The sequence below is a fragment of the Armatimonadota bacterium genome (assembly GCA_020354555.1).
GTDB lineage: Bacteria > Armatimonadota > Hebobacteria.
The window spans coordinates 1,306,005-1,322,462 of the sequence record CP070648.1 but is presented as its reverse complement, the minus strand read 5'-3'; the positions used below and the strand labels follow the sequence as shown (position 1 = coordinate 1,322,462).

The 16,458-nt window shown below is 66.1% G+C and carries 15 protein-coding genes; 13 read left to right on the top strand and 2 right to left on the bottom strand.

The window, feature by feature from the left end:
* Nucleotides 1-24: 24 nt before the first annotated feature.
* The 13 genes from JSV65_05365 (at nt 25) to JSV65_05305 (ending at nt 13,676) form a co-directional block, all read left to right on the top strand.
* Nucleotides 25-825 carry a sugar phosphate isomerase/epimerase gene (locus tag JSV65_05365; protein UCH35783.1) on the top strand — a complete coding sequence of 267 codons (801 nt, stop codon included), beginning with the start codon at nt 25-27 and terminating at the stop codon, nt 823-825.
* A 191-nt stretch (nt 826-1,016) separates the two neighbouring features.
* Nucleotides 1,017-2,360, top strand: a complete 1,344-nt coding sequence (locus JSV65_05360; protein UCH35782.1) for a sulfatase — start codon at nt 1,017-1,019, stop codon at nt 2,358-2,360.
* A gap of 27 nt (nt 2,361-2,387) precedes the next feature.
* Complete coding sequence (locus JSV65_05355) at nt 2,388-3,374, top strand: Gfo/Idh/MocA family oxidoreductase (GenBank protein ID UCH35781.1); 987 nt, start codon at nt 2,388-2,390, stop codon at nt 3,372-3,374.
* Nucleotides 3,375-3,449: 75 nt separating this feature from the next.
* Nucleotides 3,450-4,457, top strand: coding sequence for a Gfo/Idh/MocA family oxidoreductase (locus tag JSV65_05350; GenBank protein UCH35780.1), 1,008 nt, complete (start codon nt 3,450-3,452; stop codon nt 4,455-4,457).
* Between the two features lie 221 nt (nt 4,458-4,678).
* A complete protein-coding gene (gene nusA / locus JSV65_05345) occupies nt 4,679-6,118 on the top strand; it encodes a transcription termination/antitermination protein NusA (GenBank protein UCH35779.1) in 1,440 nt (479 codons plus the stop codon).
* A gap of 15 nt (nt 6,119-6,133) precedes the next feature.
* Nucleotides 6,134-6,412 carry a YlxR family protein gene (locus JSV65_05340; protein UCH35778.1) on the top strand — a complete coding sequence of 93 codons (279 nt, stop codon included), beginning with the start codon at nt 6,134-6,136 and terminating at the stop codon, nt 6,410-6,412.
* A 55-nt stretch (nt 6,413-6,467) separates the two neighbouring features.
* The gene (gene infB, locus JSV65_05335; GenBank protein ID UCH35777.1) at nt 6,468-8,801 is read left to right on the top strand and encodes a translation initiation factor IF-2; all 2,334 of its coding nucleotides are present in this window, start codon (nt 6,468-6,470) and stop codon (nt 8,799-8,801) included.
* A 76-nt stretch (nt 8,802-8,877) separates the two neighbouring features.
* Complete coding sequence (locus JSV65_05330; GenBank protein ID UCH35776.1) at nt 8,878-9,162, top strand: DUF503 domain-containing protein; 285 nt, start codon at nt 8,878-8,880, stop codon at nt 9,160-9,162.
* A gap of 62 nt (nt 9,163-9,224) precedes the next feature.
* Nucleotides 9,225-9,629, top strand: coding sequence for a 30S ribosome-binding factor RbfA (gene rbfA / locus JSV65_05325; GenBank protein ID UCH35775.1), 405 nt, complete (start codon nt 9,225-9,227; stop codon nt 9,627-9,629).
* Nucleotides 9,630-9,639: 10 nt separating this feature from the next.
* Complete coding sequence (locus JSV65_05320; GenBank protein ID UCH35774.1) at nt 9,640-10,551, top strand: bifunctional oligoribonuclease/PAP phosphatase NrnA; 912 nt, start codon at nt 9,640-9,642, stop codon at nt 10,549-10,551.
* A 3-nt stretch (nt 10,552-10,554) separates the two neighbouring features.
* The gene (gene truB / locus JSV65_05315; protein UCH35773.1) at nt 10,555-11,523 is read left to right on the top strand and encodes a tRNA pseudouridine(55) synthase TruB; all 969 of its coding nucleotides are present in this window, start codon (nt 10,555-10,557) and stop codon (nt 11,521-11,523) included.
* A 56-nt stretch (nt 11,524-11,579) separates the two neighbouring features.
* Nucleotides 11,580-12,620 (top strand): bifunctional riboflavin kinase/FAD synthetase, encoded by a 1,041-nt coding sequence (locus JSV65_05310; protein UCH35772.1) that lies wholly within the window; start codon nt 11,580-11,582, stop codon nt 12,618-12,620.
* Nucleotides 12,621-12,776: 156 nt separating this feature from the next.
* Nucleotides 12,777-13,676, top strand: coding sequence for a diacylglycerol kinase family lipid kinase (locus JSV65_05305; protein UCH35771.1), 900 nt, complete (start codon nt 12,777-12,779; stop codon nt 13,674-13,676).
* Between the two features lie 114 nt (nt 13,677-13,790).
* Here the strand turns inward: JSV65_05305 and JSV65_05300 are convergent, their stop codons facing one another.
* Entirely contained in the window at nt 13,791-14,195 is a 405-nt protein-coding gene (locus JSV65_05300; protein UCH35770.1) for a hypothetical protein, read from the bottom strand.
* 110 nt (nt 14,196-14,305) lie between these two features.
* A complete protein-coding gene (locus tag JSV65_05295) occupies nt 14,306-16,441 on the bottom strand; it encodes a hypothetical protein (protein ID UCH35769.1) in 2,136 nt (711 codons plus the stop codon).
* Between the last annotated feature and the right edge of the window lie 17 nt (nt 16,442-16,458).

The following is a 16,458-nucleotide window of genomic DNA, read 5'->3' as shown; positions in this document are numbered from 1 at the left end:
CGAGAACGGTCAAGAGGAGGCTGAATGTTTTCCCTCGGTGCGAATTCGGTTCTGTTCGGTGGATTTGATCTGGAGACGGCGATGGCGCACACCGCCGCTTCCGGCTACGATGGCATTGAGCTGTCGGCCATCAAGGGCATGTGCGAGCACTTGTGTCTCGACACGTGGCGTGAGGATGCGCCGCGCATACGCGACCTGGCGCAGCAGCATGGCCTCAAGCTCCTGGCGATCGAGGAGGCCGCCCTCGACGAGGAGCGCCTCATCACCGCATTCGAGGCCTGCTCCGACATCGGCATTCCGGTCATCAATATCGGCCCGGGCGGGAAGTCGGATAACGACGATGATCTCAAAGCGGCGATCGCCAAGATGGCCAAGTTGGCGGAGCGCGCGGCCGATTTCGGCGTCGTCCTGTGCGTCAAGGCCCACGTCGGCGCCAGCATCTACAACACACCGACGACCCTGCGCGCGATGTCCGAGATTGATTCTCCCGGGTTCGGGATAGACATGGATCCCAGCCACGTCTATCGCGCCGGCGAGAACCCGGTGGAGGCGCTGCCGCAAGTGATCAGCCGCGTGCGGCACATCCACATCCGCGATTGTCCCGACCGGGGCCCCGGCCCGGGAAAGCCCGAGGTGCAGGCCTGCGGACGCGGCGAGATTGACCTGTTGGGGTATGTCAGAGTCCTGACGGAAGCGGGATACACGGGCCCGGTTGATCTGGAGATCATCGGCGCCGGGGAATATGAACTTGCGCGCTGCGCCATTGTCGCCGCCGAGAGCCGCGGTTATCTTAACGCGTGCATCAAGGCGTGCGGAGTGCGTTAGCGCCCGTCAGCGCGCTGCGCGGGCTGTCATTCCGAGCGCAGCGGGGCGGGGCGAGGAATCCCGGCACCGCCGCCTACTGCGGAACCGAGATTCTTCGCCTTCGGCTCTGAATGACACCGCACTCGGTGGGGTCGCCATTCAGCGCTGCGTGCGCTTTTGCGATTCACAGATAGCAACAAGGAGAAGAATCCATGCCACGTCGTCGCCCGAATCTGCTCATGCTCGCGGTGGACAGCCTGCGCCGCGATCACTGCTCGATGTACGGTTACCATCGCCGCACGACGCCGCATCTCGATGAGCTTGCCCGCAGCGGCGTTCTGTTCGAGAACATGTTCAGCCCGTACGTGCCGACGACGCCGGGATATTCGGGCATGCTCACAGGGTGGGATGTTATCAATACCCAGATGGTCGGGCTGAGTCCGCAAGGTCGGGTTCTCGATCCAGACCATCCTACCCTCGGCGAGATCCTGCGCGATCACGGCTATGCCTCCGCATGCGTGGGATTCGGGGGCGATTTCTACCGCGGCTTCGACAAATACGCGGACTATGAGGCGTGGGTGTCGTGGGAGGATCGCCCAGCGCGCAAGGCGGAGAACCTGAACGACAAAGCGCTGCCCATGCTGAACGAGATGGCGCAGTCCGGCCAGCCGTGGTGCCTGTTCCTGCGCCACATGGACCCACATGCTCCGTACGTGCCGCCGCCGCCGTTCGACACGATGTTCTATTCCGGCGATCCGTGTGACCCGGCGCTGCCGGATACGATGGGCCCGGTGCGTGACTTCAAGCCGTTCCGCGATTTCCATCTGTCATGGATGCCGCCGGGAATCCGCGACATCAACCACGTCATCGCGCAGTACGACGGTGAGCTGGCGTACATGGACGCCTGCATCGCTCGCATCTTCAGGCATATCCAGGAACTCGGGCAGTGGGAGAACACGCTGGTCCTCTTCACCTCCGACCACGGCGAGACCCTTGCCGACCACGGGTGCTATTTCGATCACCACGGCACGTACGAGCCGACGCTGATGGTGCCGCTGGTGCTGCACTGGCCGGGCCGCCTGCCGGCCGGGATGCGTCTCACGGGCATCGCGCTGCTCGAGGACATCGTGCCGACGTTGGTCGACGTAATGGGCCTGGAGAAGGCCAAGAAGACACGCTTCGACGGCAACAACCTGATGCGCATGGTGCGCGGCCAGGTGGCGAATTACCGCTCGGAGTTCTACATCAGCGAGTGCACTTGGATGCGCAAGCGCGGTTGGCGCACGCCGGAGTGGAAGCTCATCGAGGCCCTGGAACCGGACTTCCACGACAAGCCGCCGGTGGAGCTGTACAACCTGGTGACCGACCCGCTCGAGGAGAAGAACCTCGCGAAGAAGGAGCGCACGGTCGTGGAACACCTGCGCGGGCGCATGCTCGCCTGGCTCGACCGCCGCATGAAGGAGACCGGCAAGCCCGACCCGATCATGACGTATACGATCGGGGTGGACAAGTACATCGGCTCGATCGCCACTGCGAAGAAGCTGCAGCAGCGGTAGCGGTCAGGCACGAGGATTGGCTCTTCTATGATTCGCGCTTGCGTCATCGGGCTGACTGCCGCCGGCGGGGCGCACGCTGCTGCTTACCGGGGCGATACGCGTTCTCAGCTCGTCGGCGTATGCGACACTGAAACGCAGCGCGCCGAGGAGTTGGCGGCGCGTCTCAAGGCACCGGCCTTCCGCGACCTGGACGAAATGCTGGCGACCGCGCGGCCAGACCTGGTGAGCGTGTGCACGCGAGGCGACCGGATCGCACTCGTGAGACAGGTCCTCGAAGCCGGTTGCCACGTCCTGTGCGAGGCGCCCCTATCGCGAGAGCCGACACCGGCGCGCGAGGTGGTTGCGCTTGCGCGTGCGCGGGGCCTGTGTCTCGCAGCGGACTTCAACCTGCGCTTTACCCCGGCGGTCGTGACTGCCAAGCGTTGGATTGACGACGGACGCGTGGGCACGCCGCTCTTCATCAACACGTCGCTGTGGTGGAGTTGCGCGGGGAAATCCGGCGACCCCCCATTGCTGCTGTGGCGGATCGCCTGTCACGGCTTCGACCTCATGCGCTACCTGTGCGGCGGCATCGCGCAGGCGCAGTGCTTTGCGACGCAGGCATCGCAAGGCGGTAGCTGGTCGTCGGCGCAGATGAACGTGCGGTTCGCAAGCGATATTGTGGGCGGCCTGACTGTCAGCACCGACATGGCGGCGCGTCATCCCCTGGCTCGCTGCGAAGTCGCCGGCACGACGGCGCGCGTGGTCGTGGATAACATTTACGAGGAAGTCGCCCTCTACCCTCACGCCGAGGAGGACAAGACCGTCATTACGAATTCCATCTTCGGCGGTCTGGGGGGCTACGAGGATACGTACCGCTGCCGGGTGGAGCGCCTGCTCGAGCAGTTGGCGGCGAGTGCAGGGCCGGATGAGATAGAAGGCTCGGGGGCTGATGCGCTGGCGGCACAAGCGTCCGTGGATGCGGCCGTCGCATCGCTCGAGAGCGGGGAGATCGCGCCGGTGACGGCCGTGTAGGGGCCCAGCATGCTGTGCCCTCGCCGCACGACCATCAGCATCGCACGGCGCTGATCCGGGGCAATCGCACTGACTATGCTGCGAGTGTGTGTCATAGGCATGGGGCCGATCGGGAATCGCCATGCCGATATCTATCAGGAAGACGAGTTGGCTGACCTCGTCGGTGTGTGTGACGTCATCAAGGAGCGCGCCGAAGACGCCAGCGCGCGTCTAGGCGTGCCCGGCTTCCACGACGCAGTTGAGATGCTCGACACGCTGCGCCCGGACCTGGTGAGCGTGGCGACCGGCGGGCATGAGTACGGCAGCGATCACCACCGACCGACGATGCAGGCGCTGGAGCGCGGCTGCCACGTTCTATGCGAGAAGCCGCTGAGCAACGAGGTGCCGCAGGCGCGCGAGATGGTGCTCAAAGCGCGGGAGATGAAGGTGTGCCTCGGCACCAATCTCAATCATCGCTTCACCCCCGCGGCGGCCAAAGCCAGGGAATGGGTGGACGAGCGCCGGCTTGGGGCCCTCCTCTTCATCAACATGTCGATGTGGATCGGCAACCCAGCCGAGAGTTCGCCGTATTTCCACCTCAAGGCGCTGCACCCGCACACGATCGATGTCATGCGATACTTCTGCGGCGAGATCGAGCAGGTGCACTGCTTCGCCGTGAAGGCGCCGGGACGGAAGATCTGGTCAACCGCTCAGTTCAACATGAAGTTCGCGAGCGGTGCCATCGGCCATCTGACCGGCAGCTACGACATCATGCGCGGGCATCCCATGGAGCGCTGCGAAGTGGCAGGCACCGAGGGGCGATTCGTCCTCGTGGACATGTACAAGGAACTCACCTTCTACCCGCGTCGGTCGGACGAGAAGGCCGTCATCACCAACCCCATCTGCGGCGGCATGACGGGCTTTCCGGACACCTTCCGCCGCCGCATTCATCGGTTCCTGGAGCAAGTGTCGCAGGGCGCCGCTCCGGCTAGGATTGACGGCTCGGGATCTGACGGGCTGGCCGCACAGAACGTTATCCAGGCGGCGATTGAATCCCTGGAGACGGGCCGTGTCGTGCCGGTGCCCTCGCTCGACTGCGCGTAGGACCGACACGGCAGATGCGGACCGTGCTGCATCGGTCCTCCGGAATCCCCAGGGTCAGCCGCGGCGCCGCGCCCGGCGTGGCTCGCGCGACGCTCTCACTGCTGCTCCTTCCCGTCCTTGTCAAGGCCCGCGTTGTGTGATATACTAGCATTGAATCCGGTGTGACGTAGCGACCGAAGAGTGGGGTTCTCCCACTCTTTGGCGTTAAGGAGCGTAGGGCGATGCAAATGGACTTCGTACAAGCCCTGCGGGACATAGAGAAAGAAAAAGACATACCGCTGGAGACGCTCGAGGAGATCCTCGAGGCGGCTCTGGTTTCGGCATACCGCAAGCACTACGGTTCGGCAGGCGAGATTCACGTCGAGATCGACTGGGATGACTCGCGCGCCAGCATTTACGCGCGCAAGCTCGTGGTGGAGACGGTCGAGGATACAAACGTCGAGCTATCAATCGAAGACGCGCGCAAGCTGGATGCCGGCATCGAGGTCGGGGAGAGCGTTGATATCGAGGTGACGCCCGAGAACTTCGGTCGCATCGCCGCCCAGACCGCCAAGCAAGTAGTGGTTCAGCGCATCCGCGAGGCGGAGCGCGAGATCATCTTCTCCGAGTTCAGCGATCGCGCGGGAGAGGTCGTCACCGGCATCGTCCAGCGCCGCACCGGGCGGTCGGTGTTCATCAACGTCGGTAAGGTGGAAGCCCTGCTCCCGGCGTCGGAGCAGATGTCGTCGGATGCGTGCCGCTTTGGGGAGCGGCTCAAGGTCTATGTCGTCGAGGTCAAGCGCACGACGAAGACGCCGCATGTCCTGGTTTCGCGCAGTCATCCGGGGCTGCTGCGGCGGCTGTTCGAGCTGGAGGTGCCGGAGGTCCACGACGGCGTGGTCGAAATCAAGGCTATCGCTCGCGAGGCCGGCCTGCGCTCCAAAGTCGCGGTTTTCTCCCGCCAGGACAACGTTGATCCGGTCGGCGCGTGCGTCGGCCATCGCGGCAGCCGGGTACAAGCCGTGGTGGACGAGCTGCGCGGCGAGAAGATTGACATCGTGCGCTGGAGCGACGAGATGTCGCGCTACCTCGCCAGTGCGCTCAGCCCGGCGCGCGTCAACGAGGTGGTCGTGGACGAGGATCAGAAGACGGCGACGGTTATCGTCCCCGACAACCAACTCTCCCTTGCCATCGGCAAGGAAGGTCAGAATGTCCGGCTGGCGGCGCGGCTGACGGGATGGCGCATAGATATCCGCAGCGAGACCCAAATCGCCGAGATGGAAGAGGCGATGTACGCCGAATTGGATGCGCGGGCCACTGCGACGATCTCCGGCGCCGCGGATGCCGACGAAGACGGGCCGGTCGGCGCGGAGGAAGTCGGCGAGCCGTCTGCCGAGTTCGTGGTCGGCGGAGAGCGCGACGAATCAGCCGTCGAGGCGCCAGCCGAGGGGGAAGTCGGCGAGGAAGCCGAGGCGGAGCCTGAAGCTCAAGCGGAGGCTGCGGCCGAACCGGAGACCTCTGTCGCAGACGAGACGCCTGAGCAGACCGGCGAACCCGAAGAGTCGCCGGCGCCCGCAGCGACCGAAGAGGCCAGCGGCGAGAGCGAACCCGAGGCCGCGACGGAAGAAGGCGGGCAGGAGGCGGCGGCGGCCGTTGCTGTCGCGGACGAGTCGGCGAAATAAGGAGTTCAACGCAGTATGCCGCGCCACGTCCCGATGCGCACGTGTGTGGCGTGCCGCAATCAGCGGCCGAAGGCCGAACTGATGCGGGTGGTGCGCACACCGGAGGGTCGGGTCGAGTTCGATCCGACCGGAGGTGCGACGGGGCGGGGAGCATACGTGTGCCGACGCAGCGAATGCGTCGAGCGAATTGCCCACAAGGGAGCTGTGCGCCGGGCGCTGGGGCAGTCGCTGCCGGAGGAAGCCGTTCAGCGTATGCTGCAGTCGGCGAGGGCGGTCGGATCGGACGCCAGGTAGATCCGGGGGCGCCCGATCCGGGTGTGCGAAACCGCGGGAGTCCGGCCGAGATAGTATGAAGGTTATCGAGTTATCAAAAGAACTGGGAATCGCCCTGCCGAAGCTCAAGGCGACACTTGACGAGCTAGGGGTCAAGGCACGTACCGTCAACACCGCGCTGAAAGACGCGGATGCGCTTCGGGTGGCGGAGACGCTCGGCAAGGGCGATCAGGTGCGCGCGCTGCTGGAGGCGCCTGTGGCGGCCGCCGCGGAGCCGGCACCCGCTGCGCCTGCGGAAGCCCCCGCTGGCAAACCCGCGGCGCCAACCACGGTCAGGAAGATCCCGAAGGCCAAGGTCGCCGAGAAGGCACCGGAGCAATTGCCGGACAAGGCGGCCGCCGTGCCCCGCGCACCCGCGGGACCGGAGAAGCGCGCGCGGCCCACCAAGCCCGCCGAACCGAAGGTCAGCAAGGTCGTCGCGCCCCTGCTTCGCGTCGCCCAGGAACGGCGTCCCAAAGAGGCGCCCGCGGGGGCCCTCAAGCCGCCAGTGCGGCTACGCGTCCCGCCGCGACGCCTGCCCACGATCCGGCGCGCGCGCGCCAAGGCGAGGACCGAGAAAGAGCCAGCTCAGCCGAAACCCACCAAGCAGCCGGTCGCGGTCTCAACCGCGATGTCGGTCAAGGAATTCGCAGCACTGCTGAAATCGGAGCCGGCGCGGCTGCTCGGCGCTCTGTTGGACATGGGCATCGTCGCCAACGTCAACAAGGTGCTCGAGCCTGACGCGCTCACCCGTGTTGGCGCAGCGTTGGGTCGAGAGGTCACAATCGAGGAACCCACGGACGAGGCGCTCGAGGCCGCCCTCGAGGCGTCCGAGGCCCGCGCCGCCACGAAACAATCGCTCCCGCGATCTCCTATCGTCACGGTGCTGGGACACGTGGATCACGGCAAGACCACGCTCCTCGACACGATCCGGCACGCCAAGGTCACGGAGCAGGAAGTCGGCGGCATCACGCAGCACATCGGCGCCTATCACGTCGAGGTTGGCGGCAAGGGGATCACGTTCGTTGACACACCGGGGCACGAGGCGTTCACCGCGATGCGCGCGCGCGGCGCCAATGTGACCGACATCGCGGTTCTCGTAGTTGCCGCAGACGACGGCGTCATGCCGCAGACCATCGAGGCCATCAACCACGCTCGCGCCGCGGGGGTGCCGATCATTGTCGCGGTCAACAAGATTGACCGCCCCCAGGCGAACCCGGAGCGGACGCGCCAGCAGCTTGCGGAGCAGGGCTTGACGCCGGAGGAATGGGGCGGCGACACGGTCTTCGTCAATATCTCCGCGCTCAACGGGACCGGGATTGACAGTCTGTTGGAGATGATCCTCGTCGTCGCCGAGGTGCAGGAGCTGAAGGCCGACCCGGACGCGCCGGCCACGGCGACCGTCATCGAGGCCGAGCTCGACCGGCGCGTCGGGCCGCTGGTGACGGCGCTGGTACGCGAGGGCACGCTGCGCACGGGCGACGCCGTAGTGGCCGGGCTGGCCGGGGGCAAGATCCGCGCGATGCTCAACGATACCAGCGAGCCGATCGCGGAGGCGGGGCCGGCGATGCCCGCCGTGATCATGGGCCTGGACACCGTGCCCGAGGCGGGCGATACGCTTGAGCTCGTGGATGACGAAAGGGCCGCGAAGCAGGTGGCATCGTCGCGGCAGAATCGGCATCGTGCGAACCGCATTCAGGCCGCGCAGCGCATGAGCCTGGAGGATCTCTACCAGCGCATCGAGGCCGGGGAGGTCAAGGAGTTGAACGTCGTCCTCAAGGCCGACGTTCAGGGTTCGGTCGAAGCCATCTCGCAGTCGCTGACAAGTATCGAGCATCCCGAGGTGCGCGTGCGGGTGATCCACGCCGGTGTCGGCGACATCTCCGATTCCGACGTCATGCTGGCGCAGGCGTCGCAGGCAGTCATCATCGGTTTTCATGTCAATATCGAGTCTGCCGCGCGCGAGGTCGCCGGGGAGCAGGGCGTGGACGTTCGCATCTATCAGGTCATTTACGACCTGCTCGACGACGTCAAAGCCGCCATGACGGGCATGCTGGAGCCCGAGTACGAGACGGTGCTCACCGGACGCGCGGAGGTGCGCCAGTTGTTCAAGATTTCCCGACTGGGCACGATTGCGGGCTGCTACGTCACCGAGGGTACGATCGCACGCGGCGCGGATGTGCGCGTCTTGCGCGGGGACGAAGTGGTGCACGAGGGGAAGATCGCCTCTCTCCGCCACCTCAAGGACGACGTGCGGGAGATTGGCGAAGGCTTTGAGTGCGGCATCGGGATTGAGGGCTTCGAGCAGGTCGAGCCTGGAGACGTGATCCAGGCCTTCACCATGCGCGAAGTACGTCGCGAGGTCATCTAGCGCGCGTGATTCGTGCGCGCTGGCTCCACCGGACTTAGGACACACACGCGCTGCAGCCCGGAAGTGGATTACGCCCATGTATTCCATCGGCGCCGGCACGCTCGAACTCGAGGTCACGGACAGCCTCACGCTCAAGGACAAGCGGCAGGTCGTTAAAGGTCTGCTCGACCGTCTGCGCAGGCGGTTCAACGTCGCCGCGGCAGAGGTGGATCACCTCGACTCACCGCGTTTCGCGACGCTGGCGATCTGTGCCGTTGCCAATGACCAGGCGGTGGTCCATTCGATATTGGAGAAGGCGGTTGACCTGGTCGAGTCTGAGCCGCGAGCCGCGCTGTTGTCCCACGACATCGAGATGTTATGACGCTGTCGAGCGCCGCGCCACCGGCGCGAACAGGGCGTGCCGGCCTCCGATTACAGAACGCAATGAGGTGCGTCGTGCCCACTCAGCGGCAGGAGCGCGTTGGTCAACTGCTGCGGCAGGAGATCAGCCATATCATCAAGCGCCAACTGAAGGACCCGCGCATCGGCATGATCAGCATCACCGACGTCGAGGTCACCGCCGACCTGCGCCACGCACGCGTCTTCGCCAGCGTCTTCGGCAGCGACGACGAGGCGGTCGCCAGCCTTGCCGTCCTCGATGGCGCGGCGGGCTTCATCCGCGGCGAACTGGGGAAGACCGTGCGTCTGCGCTACATCCCCGAACTCGAGTTCCGCCGCGATGAGTCCGCGGCGCGGGGCGCCCGCATCCACGAACTGCTCGAACAGGTGAAACGTGACTCGCGTCCCACAGAGGATCCAACAGATAGCGGATCTGATCCGGCGGCATAGAAGCTGCCTGATGCTGACGCACGTCAATCCTGACGGCGATGCCCTCGGGTCCCTGCTCGGCCTCGCGTTGGGCCTGGAGTCGCTTGGAATACGAACCGCGCCGCTGTGCGCTGATCCCGTGCCTGCCATCTACCGCTTCCTCCCCGGCGCCGAGCGCATCGCCAGTGACTTTCCGGCACAGCCTCCGATGCTGGCGATTGCGGTGGACAGCGACGGGCGCTCCCGCGTCGGGCGGCTCGCCTTGGGTCTGGAGCGCGTGTGCACGACGGTTGACATTGACCACCACGCCACTGAGAAGGCCTTCGGCGACGTGCAGTGGGTGGACCCGCGCGCTGCCGCCACCGGCGAGATGGTGTACCGGCTGCTCAGAGCGATGGACGTGGCCGTGAGTCCCGATATCGCGACCTGCCTCTACACCGCCATCCTCACTGACACCGGGAGGTTCTGCTACAGCAATACCAGCCCGCGGGTGCTGCGCATTGCGGCCGCGCTCGTGCGCGCCGGCGCCAACCCGCAGCGGATCTACCGCGAAGTATATGAGAGCAAGTCCTTCTCGGCGAGCCGGCTCCTCGGCCTCGCGCTGGGGCGCCTGAGCCAGACGGCCGAAGGTGGCGTCATTTTCTCCACGCTGACTCAAGATGACTTCCGAAGCGCCGGCAGCACCCCGGATGAGACCGAGGGCATCATTGACCACTTGCGCGCGGTGCGCCAGGCGCGCGCCGCGGCTCTCTTTGTCGCATTGCCCGACGGGGGCGTTCGCGTGAGCCTCCGCTCCCAGGGCGCGATAGACGTCGGCGAGGTTGCGCTGCGTTTCGGCGGCGGCGGACATACGAACGCCGCCGGCTGCACCGTTCCCGGCCCCATGCCACAGGCCCAGGATCGGGTTCTCCCCGCCCTCGTCGAAGCTCTGTCGCGGGAGTAGGAGATGGCGGCAGACGGGTTCCTCAATCTCATCAAACCGCCGGGGATGACGTCGCACGATGCCGTGGTGTGGCTGCGCCGGCTAACGCACACAGCGGCGGGTCACACCGGCACGCTCGATCGCGCGGCCGCCGGCGTGCTCGTGTTGTGCGTCGGCAGAGCACGGCGGCTCAGCAAGTGGGTGGTCGAGAGCGACAAGGCGTATGTCGGTGAGATCACGTTCGGCATAACTACCGATACCCTCGATGCCGAGGGGCAGATCACCTCCGAGCGGGACTTCTCGGGCCTGAGTGCCCAGCAGATCGAGAGAGAGCTGACGCGGTTCGAGGGCGAAATTGAACAGAGCGCGCCGGCGTATTCCGCCGTGCACGCGGACGGCGCCCGTCTCTATGAGTTGGCGCGGCAGGGGCAGGATGTGCCTCGCCGAACGCGCACGGTGCAGGTCCATTCGTTGCGGCTGCTGGATTTCCACGAGGGTGTGCCGGCGGAACGCGCCTCGCCGCCCGTCGAGGCGACCGGCGGCGAGGCGGGGCTCGATTCGGTCGCTGCGGTAACTGCCCGCCTGCCGCGCGCCAGGATAGCGGTTGAATGCTCGAAGGGGACGTATATCCGCTCTTTGGCGGCCGATCTCGGTGAGGTGCTGGGGTGCGGCGGTTGCCTTTCGTTCCTCGTGCGCACTCGATCCGGTCCGTTCGATATCGCGGACAGCGTTACCATCGAACGGGTCGAGGAGGCAATCGCAGGCGGGCGCTTCGAGGGACTGCTGCGCCCGCTGGACGAGCCCCTGTCATCGCTGCCGGCAGTCACGCTCGAACCACGGGAGGCGCGTCTGGTAGCGCATGGCAGCACGGTCGAGGTGAGCGGAACGCTCGACGCCTGCGGCATGGCGCGCATGTACGATGCGGCAGGCCGGTTCATCGGCCTCGGCGAACCGCGGGGCGCTACGCTGCGGCCTCGTGTTGTCGTCATCTAAGCAGCCAGGTGTCATCCGACGTGAGCGGCAACCGCGGTGTGACGGTCTGAGCGTCTATGGAGATTCTGCGCGAAATCAAAGCAGGCGTGCTCTCGCCTACTTGCGTCGCCGTCGGCGTGTTCGACGGGGTCCACGTCGGACATCAGGCGGTTCTGCGCCAAGCCGTCGCTGGCGCGCGCGAAGCCGGCCTAGTGGCGGCCGCGCTTACGTTCGATCCTCACCCGGAACGAGTGCTCAGGCCCCGTCAAGCGCCGCTGCTGCTGACGACGCTGCCGGAGCGCGCGGCGCTGATTGCGGAGACGGGGATCGAGGCGCTTGTCGTCGCGCAGTTCGATCGCGCCTTCGCCAGCCTGACCGCAGAGGAATTCGCACACTGCGTCCTGGTGGAGCAGTTGGCGGCGCGGTGCGTTGTCGCCGGTGATGGTTTCGTCTTTGGGCGCGGCGCAAGGGGAAATGCCGCAATCCTCGCGGAACTCGGCCGCAAGCTAGGATTCGAAGCCTCGGCGGTCAAGCGCGTGGCGGTGGACGACACCGAGGTCTCGAGCACCGTAGTGCGGCAGTTGATCTCCTCCGGCAACATCGAGCGCGCCGCGGTGCTTCTCGGTCATTACTACACGATCCGGGGATCTGTGACGCCCGGCGACCGGCGGGGCCGAGAGTTGGGCTTCCCCACCGCGAACCTGTGCGTCAGTCGCGACAAGTTGCTGCCGCCCCATGGCGTCTATGCGGTATGGGCGCGCATCGAGGGTCGCGCCGAATGCGAGCGGAGCGGCGCTTCGGATTCGACGAGCGCGCCGGACGGCGAACTCGATCCGCCCCGGCGCATCGACGACGAGCGTCGCCCCGCGATCCCGGCGGTGGCCAATGTCGGCGTGCGCCCGACCTTTCCTGCAAACCGCACCCGGCCTTCCGATCCTGCCGCCTGCGTCGAAGCGCATGTCCTGGAAGGCGAGCCCGGCGACCTGTACGACCGCACGATTACGCTAGACCTCGTCACTCGCCTGCGAGAGGAACGAGCGTTCCCCGACGGCCAAGCTTTGCAGGAGCAAATCCGTCGAGATATCGCGCAGGCGAGGCGGGCGCTGTCGAGCGCCTGACGGCTTCGCTCCGTGCGACGGGCGAAGCCGGGAGCGCGCCCTGTGGGGCGTCGTGCCGCCCTCGCGCTGTGCCGCTGACGCCACCGCTAGCGGCAAGCCAGAAGGGAAACGGGCGCCGCGTTAGAAGTGACTCCGCGACTGCCGGATTGCTGAACCATGCGCGCATCACTCGTCGTCAACCCGAGAGCCGGTAGGAATCGCGGAGCCGTCGCGGCATCGCGCGCGAGAACCGAATTCCAGCGCGCGGGGTGGGAAGTCGCGACGGCCGTGACTCTATGCGCGGGCGACGCGGAGCGGCTCGCGCGCCAGGCTGCCGCTCAGAGCTTCGATGCAGTACTGGCCTGCGGCGGGGATGGCACGCTGTCGCAGGCGCTCGCGGGGCTGCTCGACACCGGCATCCCCGCCGGGCTTATCCCGTGCGGCACCGGGAACGACTTCGCGCGAACCATCGGCCTCAGCCGCAACCCCGCTGTCGCGGCACGGCAACTCATACCGGGGCGCACGGCTGACGTTGACCTGCTGGAGATCAATGACGGGCTGCTGTGGTCGGTCAACATCATGGGAGTCGGTTTCGATGCGCAGGTCACGCTGCGCATGAATCATCACGGGCCGCTGGTCGCCGGACCGGTCGGGTACCTATTCGCGGTGGCGCAGGAGCTGATTGCCTATCGATCCACCCCGGTGCGTCTGACCGTGGATGGCGAAACATGGGAAGGCGAGGCGCTTCTGCTGGCGGTCGCGAACGCGCGCTCCTACGGCGCGGGAATGAAGATCGCGCCCAAGGCCGAGATCGCGGACGGCCTGCTCGACGTAGTTCTGGTGCAGCACGTGAGCCGTGTCGCTTTCCTGCGCAATCTCCCGAGGGTCTTTCGCGGAACTCACCTGACGCATCCCGCCGTTCGCACATGGCGAGGCCGGGAAGTCACGATCGAAACGTTCGAGCAGTCGCGTCACGTGCTCGTTGATGGCGATGTGCAGTGCGAGACGCCGGTGCACGTGCGCGTCTCGCAGCATCGCGCGAAGCTGCTTTGGCCCTCGCCGCTCCGAGGACGCTGACGACTGGTCGCTGTCGGCGGCGAACACCACGGGGATACCGACATCCGACGCAACGACTGACCGCGTTTCTCACGAGCCGGCTCGGCTTACGCGATCCACGCAGTGCCGGCAATGTCACTTCACTCGCTGGTAGACAACGGATGTATCGGCGCCGTGCTCATCGAGCTGCCAGCGGGTCGTGAGCGTATCGCCGTTGACCTCGAAATACAGCGGAATCGGCACCTTGTCGCCGCCGAGGTCGCGCGTGATGATGAGCTGATCCCCCTTGACCTCGAAAGTACCGGTCTGTTGGTACTCCTTACCGGGCAGTGATCCGCCGTAGATGTTGGTTTCCTGGCCGTGCCACGTGCCGTCGGCATTGAAGGTCTGATCGCCGACACCGAGGTGGGCCACCTCCTCGCCGCTCTGCACCATACGCCACGAGCCGATGAGTTCGGGTGGGATCTGTCCGCCGCCACAGCCCGCCGCAAGTGCGACAGCGCACAACACCGCCACCAATAAGCCTCGCCTGGCCTGCACGTTACTCCTCCTTGCCGCCCCGGAGAATGTTCCATGCATGAGCGCGGGTGTGACATAGGCGTGGTTCGCGGCTGCCGATTCGCCGAGGCGCGTTCGCAGCGGGAAAGACGTTAGCGACCGTCCGCCGGCCCCGATATCAGCCCGTGGTAGCGTGCCAGCCAGTATGTCCACAGGAAGGGCGTGGGCATGCGCATTCGCCCGGGCGAGGCGCGGCGTTCGCTCGCGTACATGTTCTGATTGGAGTGATAGGCGGCGCGTTCCGCGCCCGGCAGGGGCTTTACCAGCAGGCGCCTGCGGCCGACCTGGCGCCATTCGACGTCCTGGCGCACTTCGTTGACCACGGCGCGGGACGCGTGATCCATGCGGTACCCGCGCAGCACCTCGACGGCAGGCTCCAGGCCTTCCTTACGGCACAGCAGCGCATTGCACATGAAGACGTGCAGCGGGTTGACTTCGGGGCGCACGAACTCCCAGAAACGGGCCAAGCTGTCGAGGTAGATCTCCCGCAGCCCCGGGTCATCCTCGTACTGAATGAGCGGATAGTATGCGAGCATGGCGAGGTCGTCGTCGAACTTGTGGAACGCGTCAATCGGCGTGGCCATCTGCTCCCTGCGCACGTTTTCGGCATAGCCGTGCGTCTCGACCAGTTCGCGATATGCATCCCGGAAGCGCTGCTCTCCCGTGATGTGCAGGGCTGTGCGGACGTGCGACAGGATCTCGAGCGAGTTCAGTTTCTGCTGCGCCTGCCACTCCGGGGACTCGTTGAGCAGGCTCGGGCTCCACACTCCCCACCGGGTATGCTTGCCGTCGGTGTCCTGGAGGATATAGTCGTTGTCGATGATGCCGCCAACGAGTCGCGAGACGAGGGCGCTGATGCGCTCGCGCTCCTGCTCATCGGCCGCGAGATCGTAGTACACGCCGTAGGCGAACATGTGGCCGTCCATCTCGTCGGAGCTGGTATCTCCCTTCCACACCCACTGCCCGTCAGAGGACAGATGCCACTCGCCAGCTACCGCGGCGACCGTCTCATCATCCAAGCGATACATGGCGCGAGCGAAGAAACCGGGCAGTCCGGTTACCTCGACCAGGCGCATGAGCGCTTCGAGGCCGGCGCGCGCGTGGGCCTTTGCCTCCGGCGCGCGCGTGACGGCGTAACGAAAGCATTGCGACGCGACGTACTCCGCGGTCCACAGGCCGTCGTTATCGCTGATGTGAAAATGCCGCGGCGAGTCGGGATCATTCGGTACGGCATACGCGACGTCGCAGAGGAATCCATCTCTCATGTGAAGGGCCGGCGTCAGCGAATCGAGGGGCTGCGCCTTATCCGCAAGCGTCATGCTACTGCTCTCAATGCGGGCCACGCCCTGCGAACCGGCCATCCATACCGTGCCGTCGCTCGCGAGCGCGATCGCATTCGCGCCGTCCCCGGGAACCCAGGTGTCGGGGGAGTAGTAGCGCCATCCCGTCGTTGTGCGGCGCGACACCGCCGTCGAGTGGGTGAGCCAGACGTCCCCGTCCGGGCCGAACGCGACCTTCCGAACTCCCGCTACCGGCAGGCCCTCGGCCTTGCCGATGCGCTCGGCGATCGCGCCTTCTCGAAGCACGATCACATCGTCGCTCGTTCCGACCCAGACCGAGCCATCCGGCGCGGCGCTGGCACCAAGGACCTCCGCGCCGCCGAGGTCAACCGCCTGCCACTGATCGCGGTCCAGCGTCAGCAGCGCTCCGTCACTGACGACATGGGGACGGCCCGCGCCGTCGAGCGCGATGCCGCTGATGTCCCGGGCGGCGCCCACCTGCCAGAATTGCCAGGTATCTCCGACCAGGTGCCAGACGTCGCGCGTTGCGAGATCGCCCTCATGCGACATTACGGCCCACACCCCGCCGTTGTCGTCGGGCGCGAGGTCATGAATCCATCGCGTCGGCGATTCATAGCCCCACCAGTGGCGCCACTGCCCCTCTCGCAGCAGGGACACGCCTGTGGATCCTCCGACCCACAAGTCGCCGTCGCGTCCTGCCGCGAGCCGCCCTACATTCGCGCCTGCAAGCGCGCCGGCGACCCATATCCTCTCCCATAGCTTCCCGTCGAAGCGGGCAAGCCCGGCCGCGGTGGCCGCCCAGACCGTCCCGTCCGCGGTTAACGCCAGATCGCGGACTTCATTCGACGGAAGCCCGTCGAAACGCGTAAACAGTGTCCTGAACTCCTGCACGGAAGGCTCATCCCAGATGCCTGACTTATCGCTCACTGCGACCTCCTTCTGTG

Bases quoted from the DNA above. Each gene is read 5' to 3' on its own strand.
- JSV65_05365 (UCH35783.1), top strand. From the start codon at position 25: ATGTTTTCCCTCGGTGCGAATTCGGTTCTGTTCGGTGGATTTGATCTG.
- JSV65_05305 (UCH35771.1), top strand. From the start codon at position 12,777: ATGCGCGCATCACTCGTCGTCAACCCGAGAGCCGGTAGGAATCGCGGA.
- infB (UCH35777.1), top strand. From the start codon at position 6,468: ATGAAGGTTATCGAGTTATCAAAAGAACTGGGAATCGCCCTGCCGAAG.
- JSV65_05360 (UCH35782.1), top strand. From the start codon at position 1,017: ATGCCACGTCGTCGCCCGAATCTGCTCATGCTCGCGGTGGACAGCCTG.
- rbfA (UCH35775.1), top strand. From the start codon at position 9,225: ATGAGGTGCGTCGTGCCCACTCAGCGGCAGGAGCGCGTTGGTCAACTG.
- JSV65_05355 (UCH35781.1), top strand. From the start codon at position 2,388: ATGATTCGCGCTTGCGTCATCGGGCTGACTGCCGCCGGCGGGGCGCAC.
- truB (UCH35773.1), top strand. From the start codon at position 10,555: ATGGCGGCAGACGGGTTCCTCAATCTCATCAAACCGCCGGGGATGACG.
- JSV65_05310 (UCH35772.1), top strand. From the start codon at position 11,580: ATGGAGATTCTGCGCGAAATCAAAGCAGGCGTGCTCTCGCCTACTTGC.
- JSV65_05320 (UCH35774.1), top strand. From the start codon at position 9,640: ATGCTGACGCACGTCAATCCTGACGGCGATGCCCTCGGGTCCCTGCTC.
- JSV65_05350 (UCH35780.1), top strand. From the start codon at position 3,450: ATGCTGCGAGTGTGTGTCATAGGCATGGGGCCGATCGGGAATCGCCAT.
- nusA (UCH35779.1), top strand. From the start codon at position 4,679: ATGCAAATGGACTTCGTACAAGCCCTGCGGGACATAGAGAAAGAAAAA.
- JSV65_05340 (UCH35778.1), top strand. From the start codon at position 6,134: ATGCCGCGCCACGTCCCGATGCGCACGTGTGTGGCGTGCCGCAATCAG.
- JSV65_05330 (UCH35776.1), top strand. From the start codon at position 8,878: ATGTATTCCATCGGCGCCGGCACGCTCGAACTCGAGGTCACGGACAGC.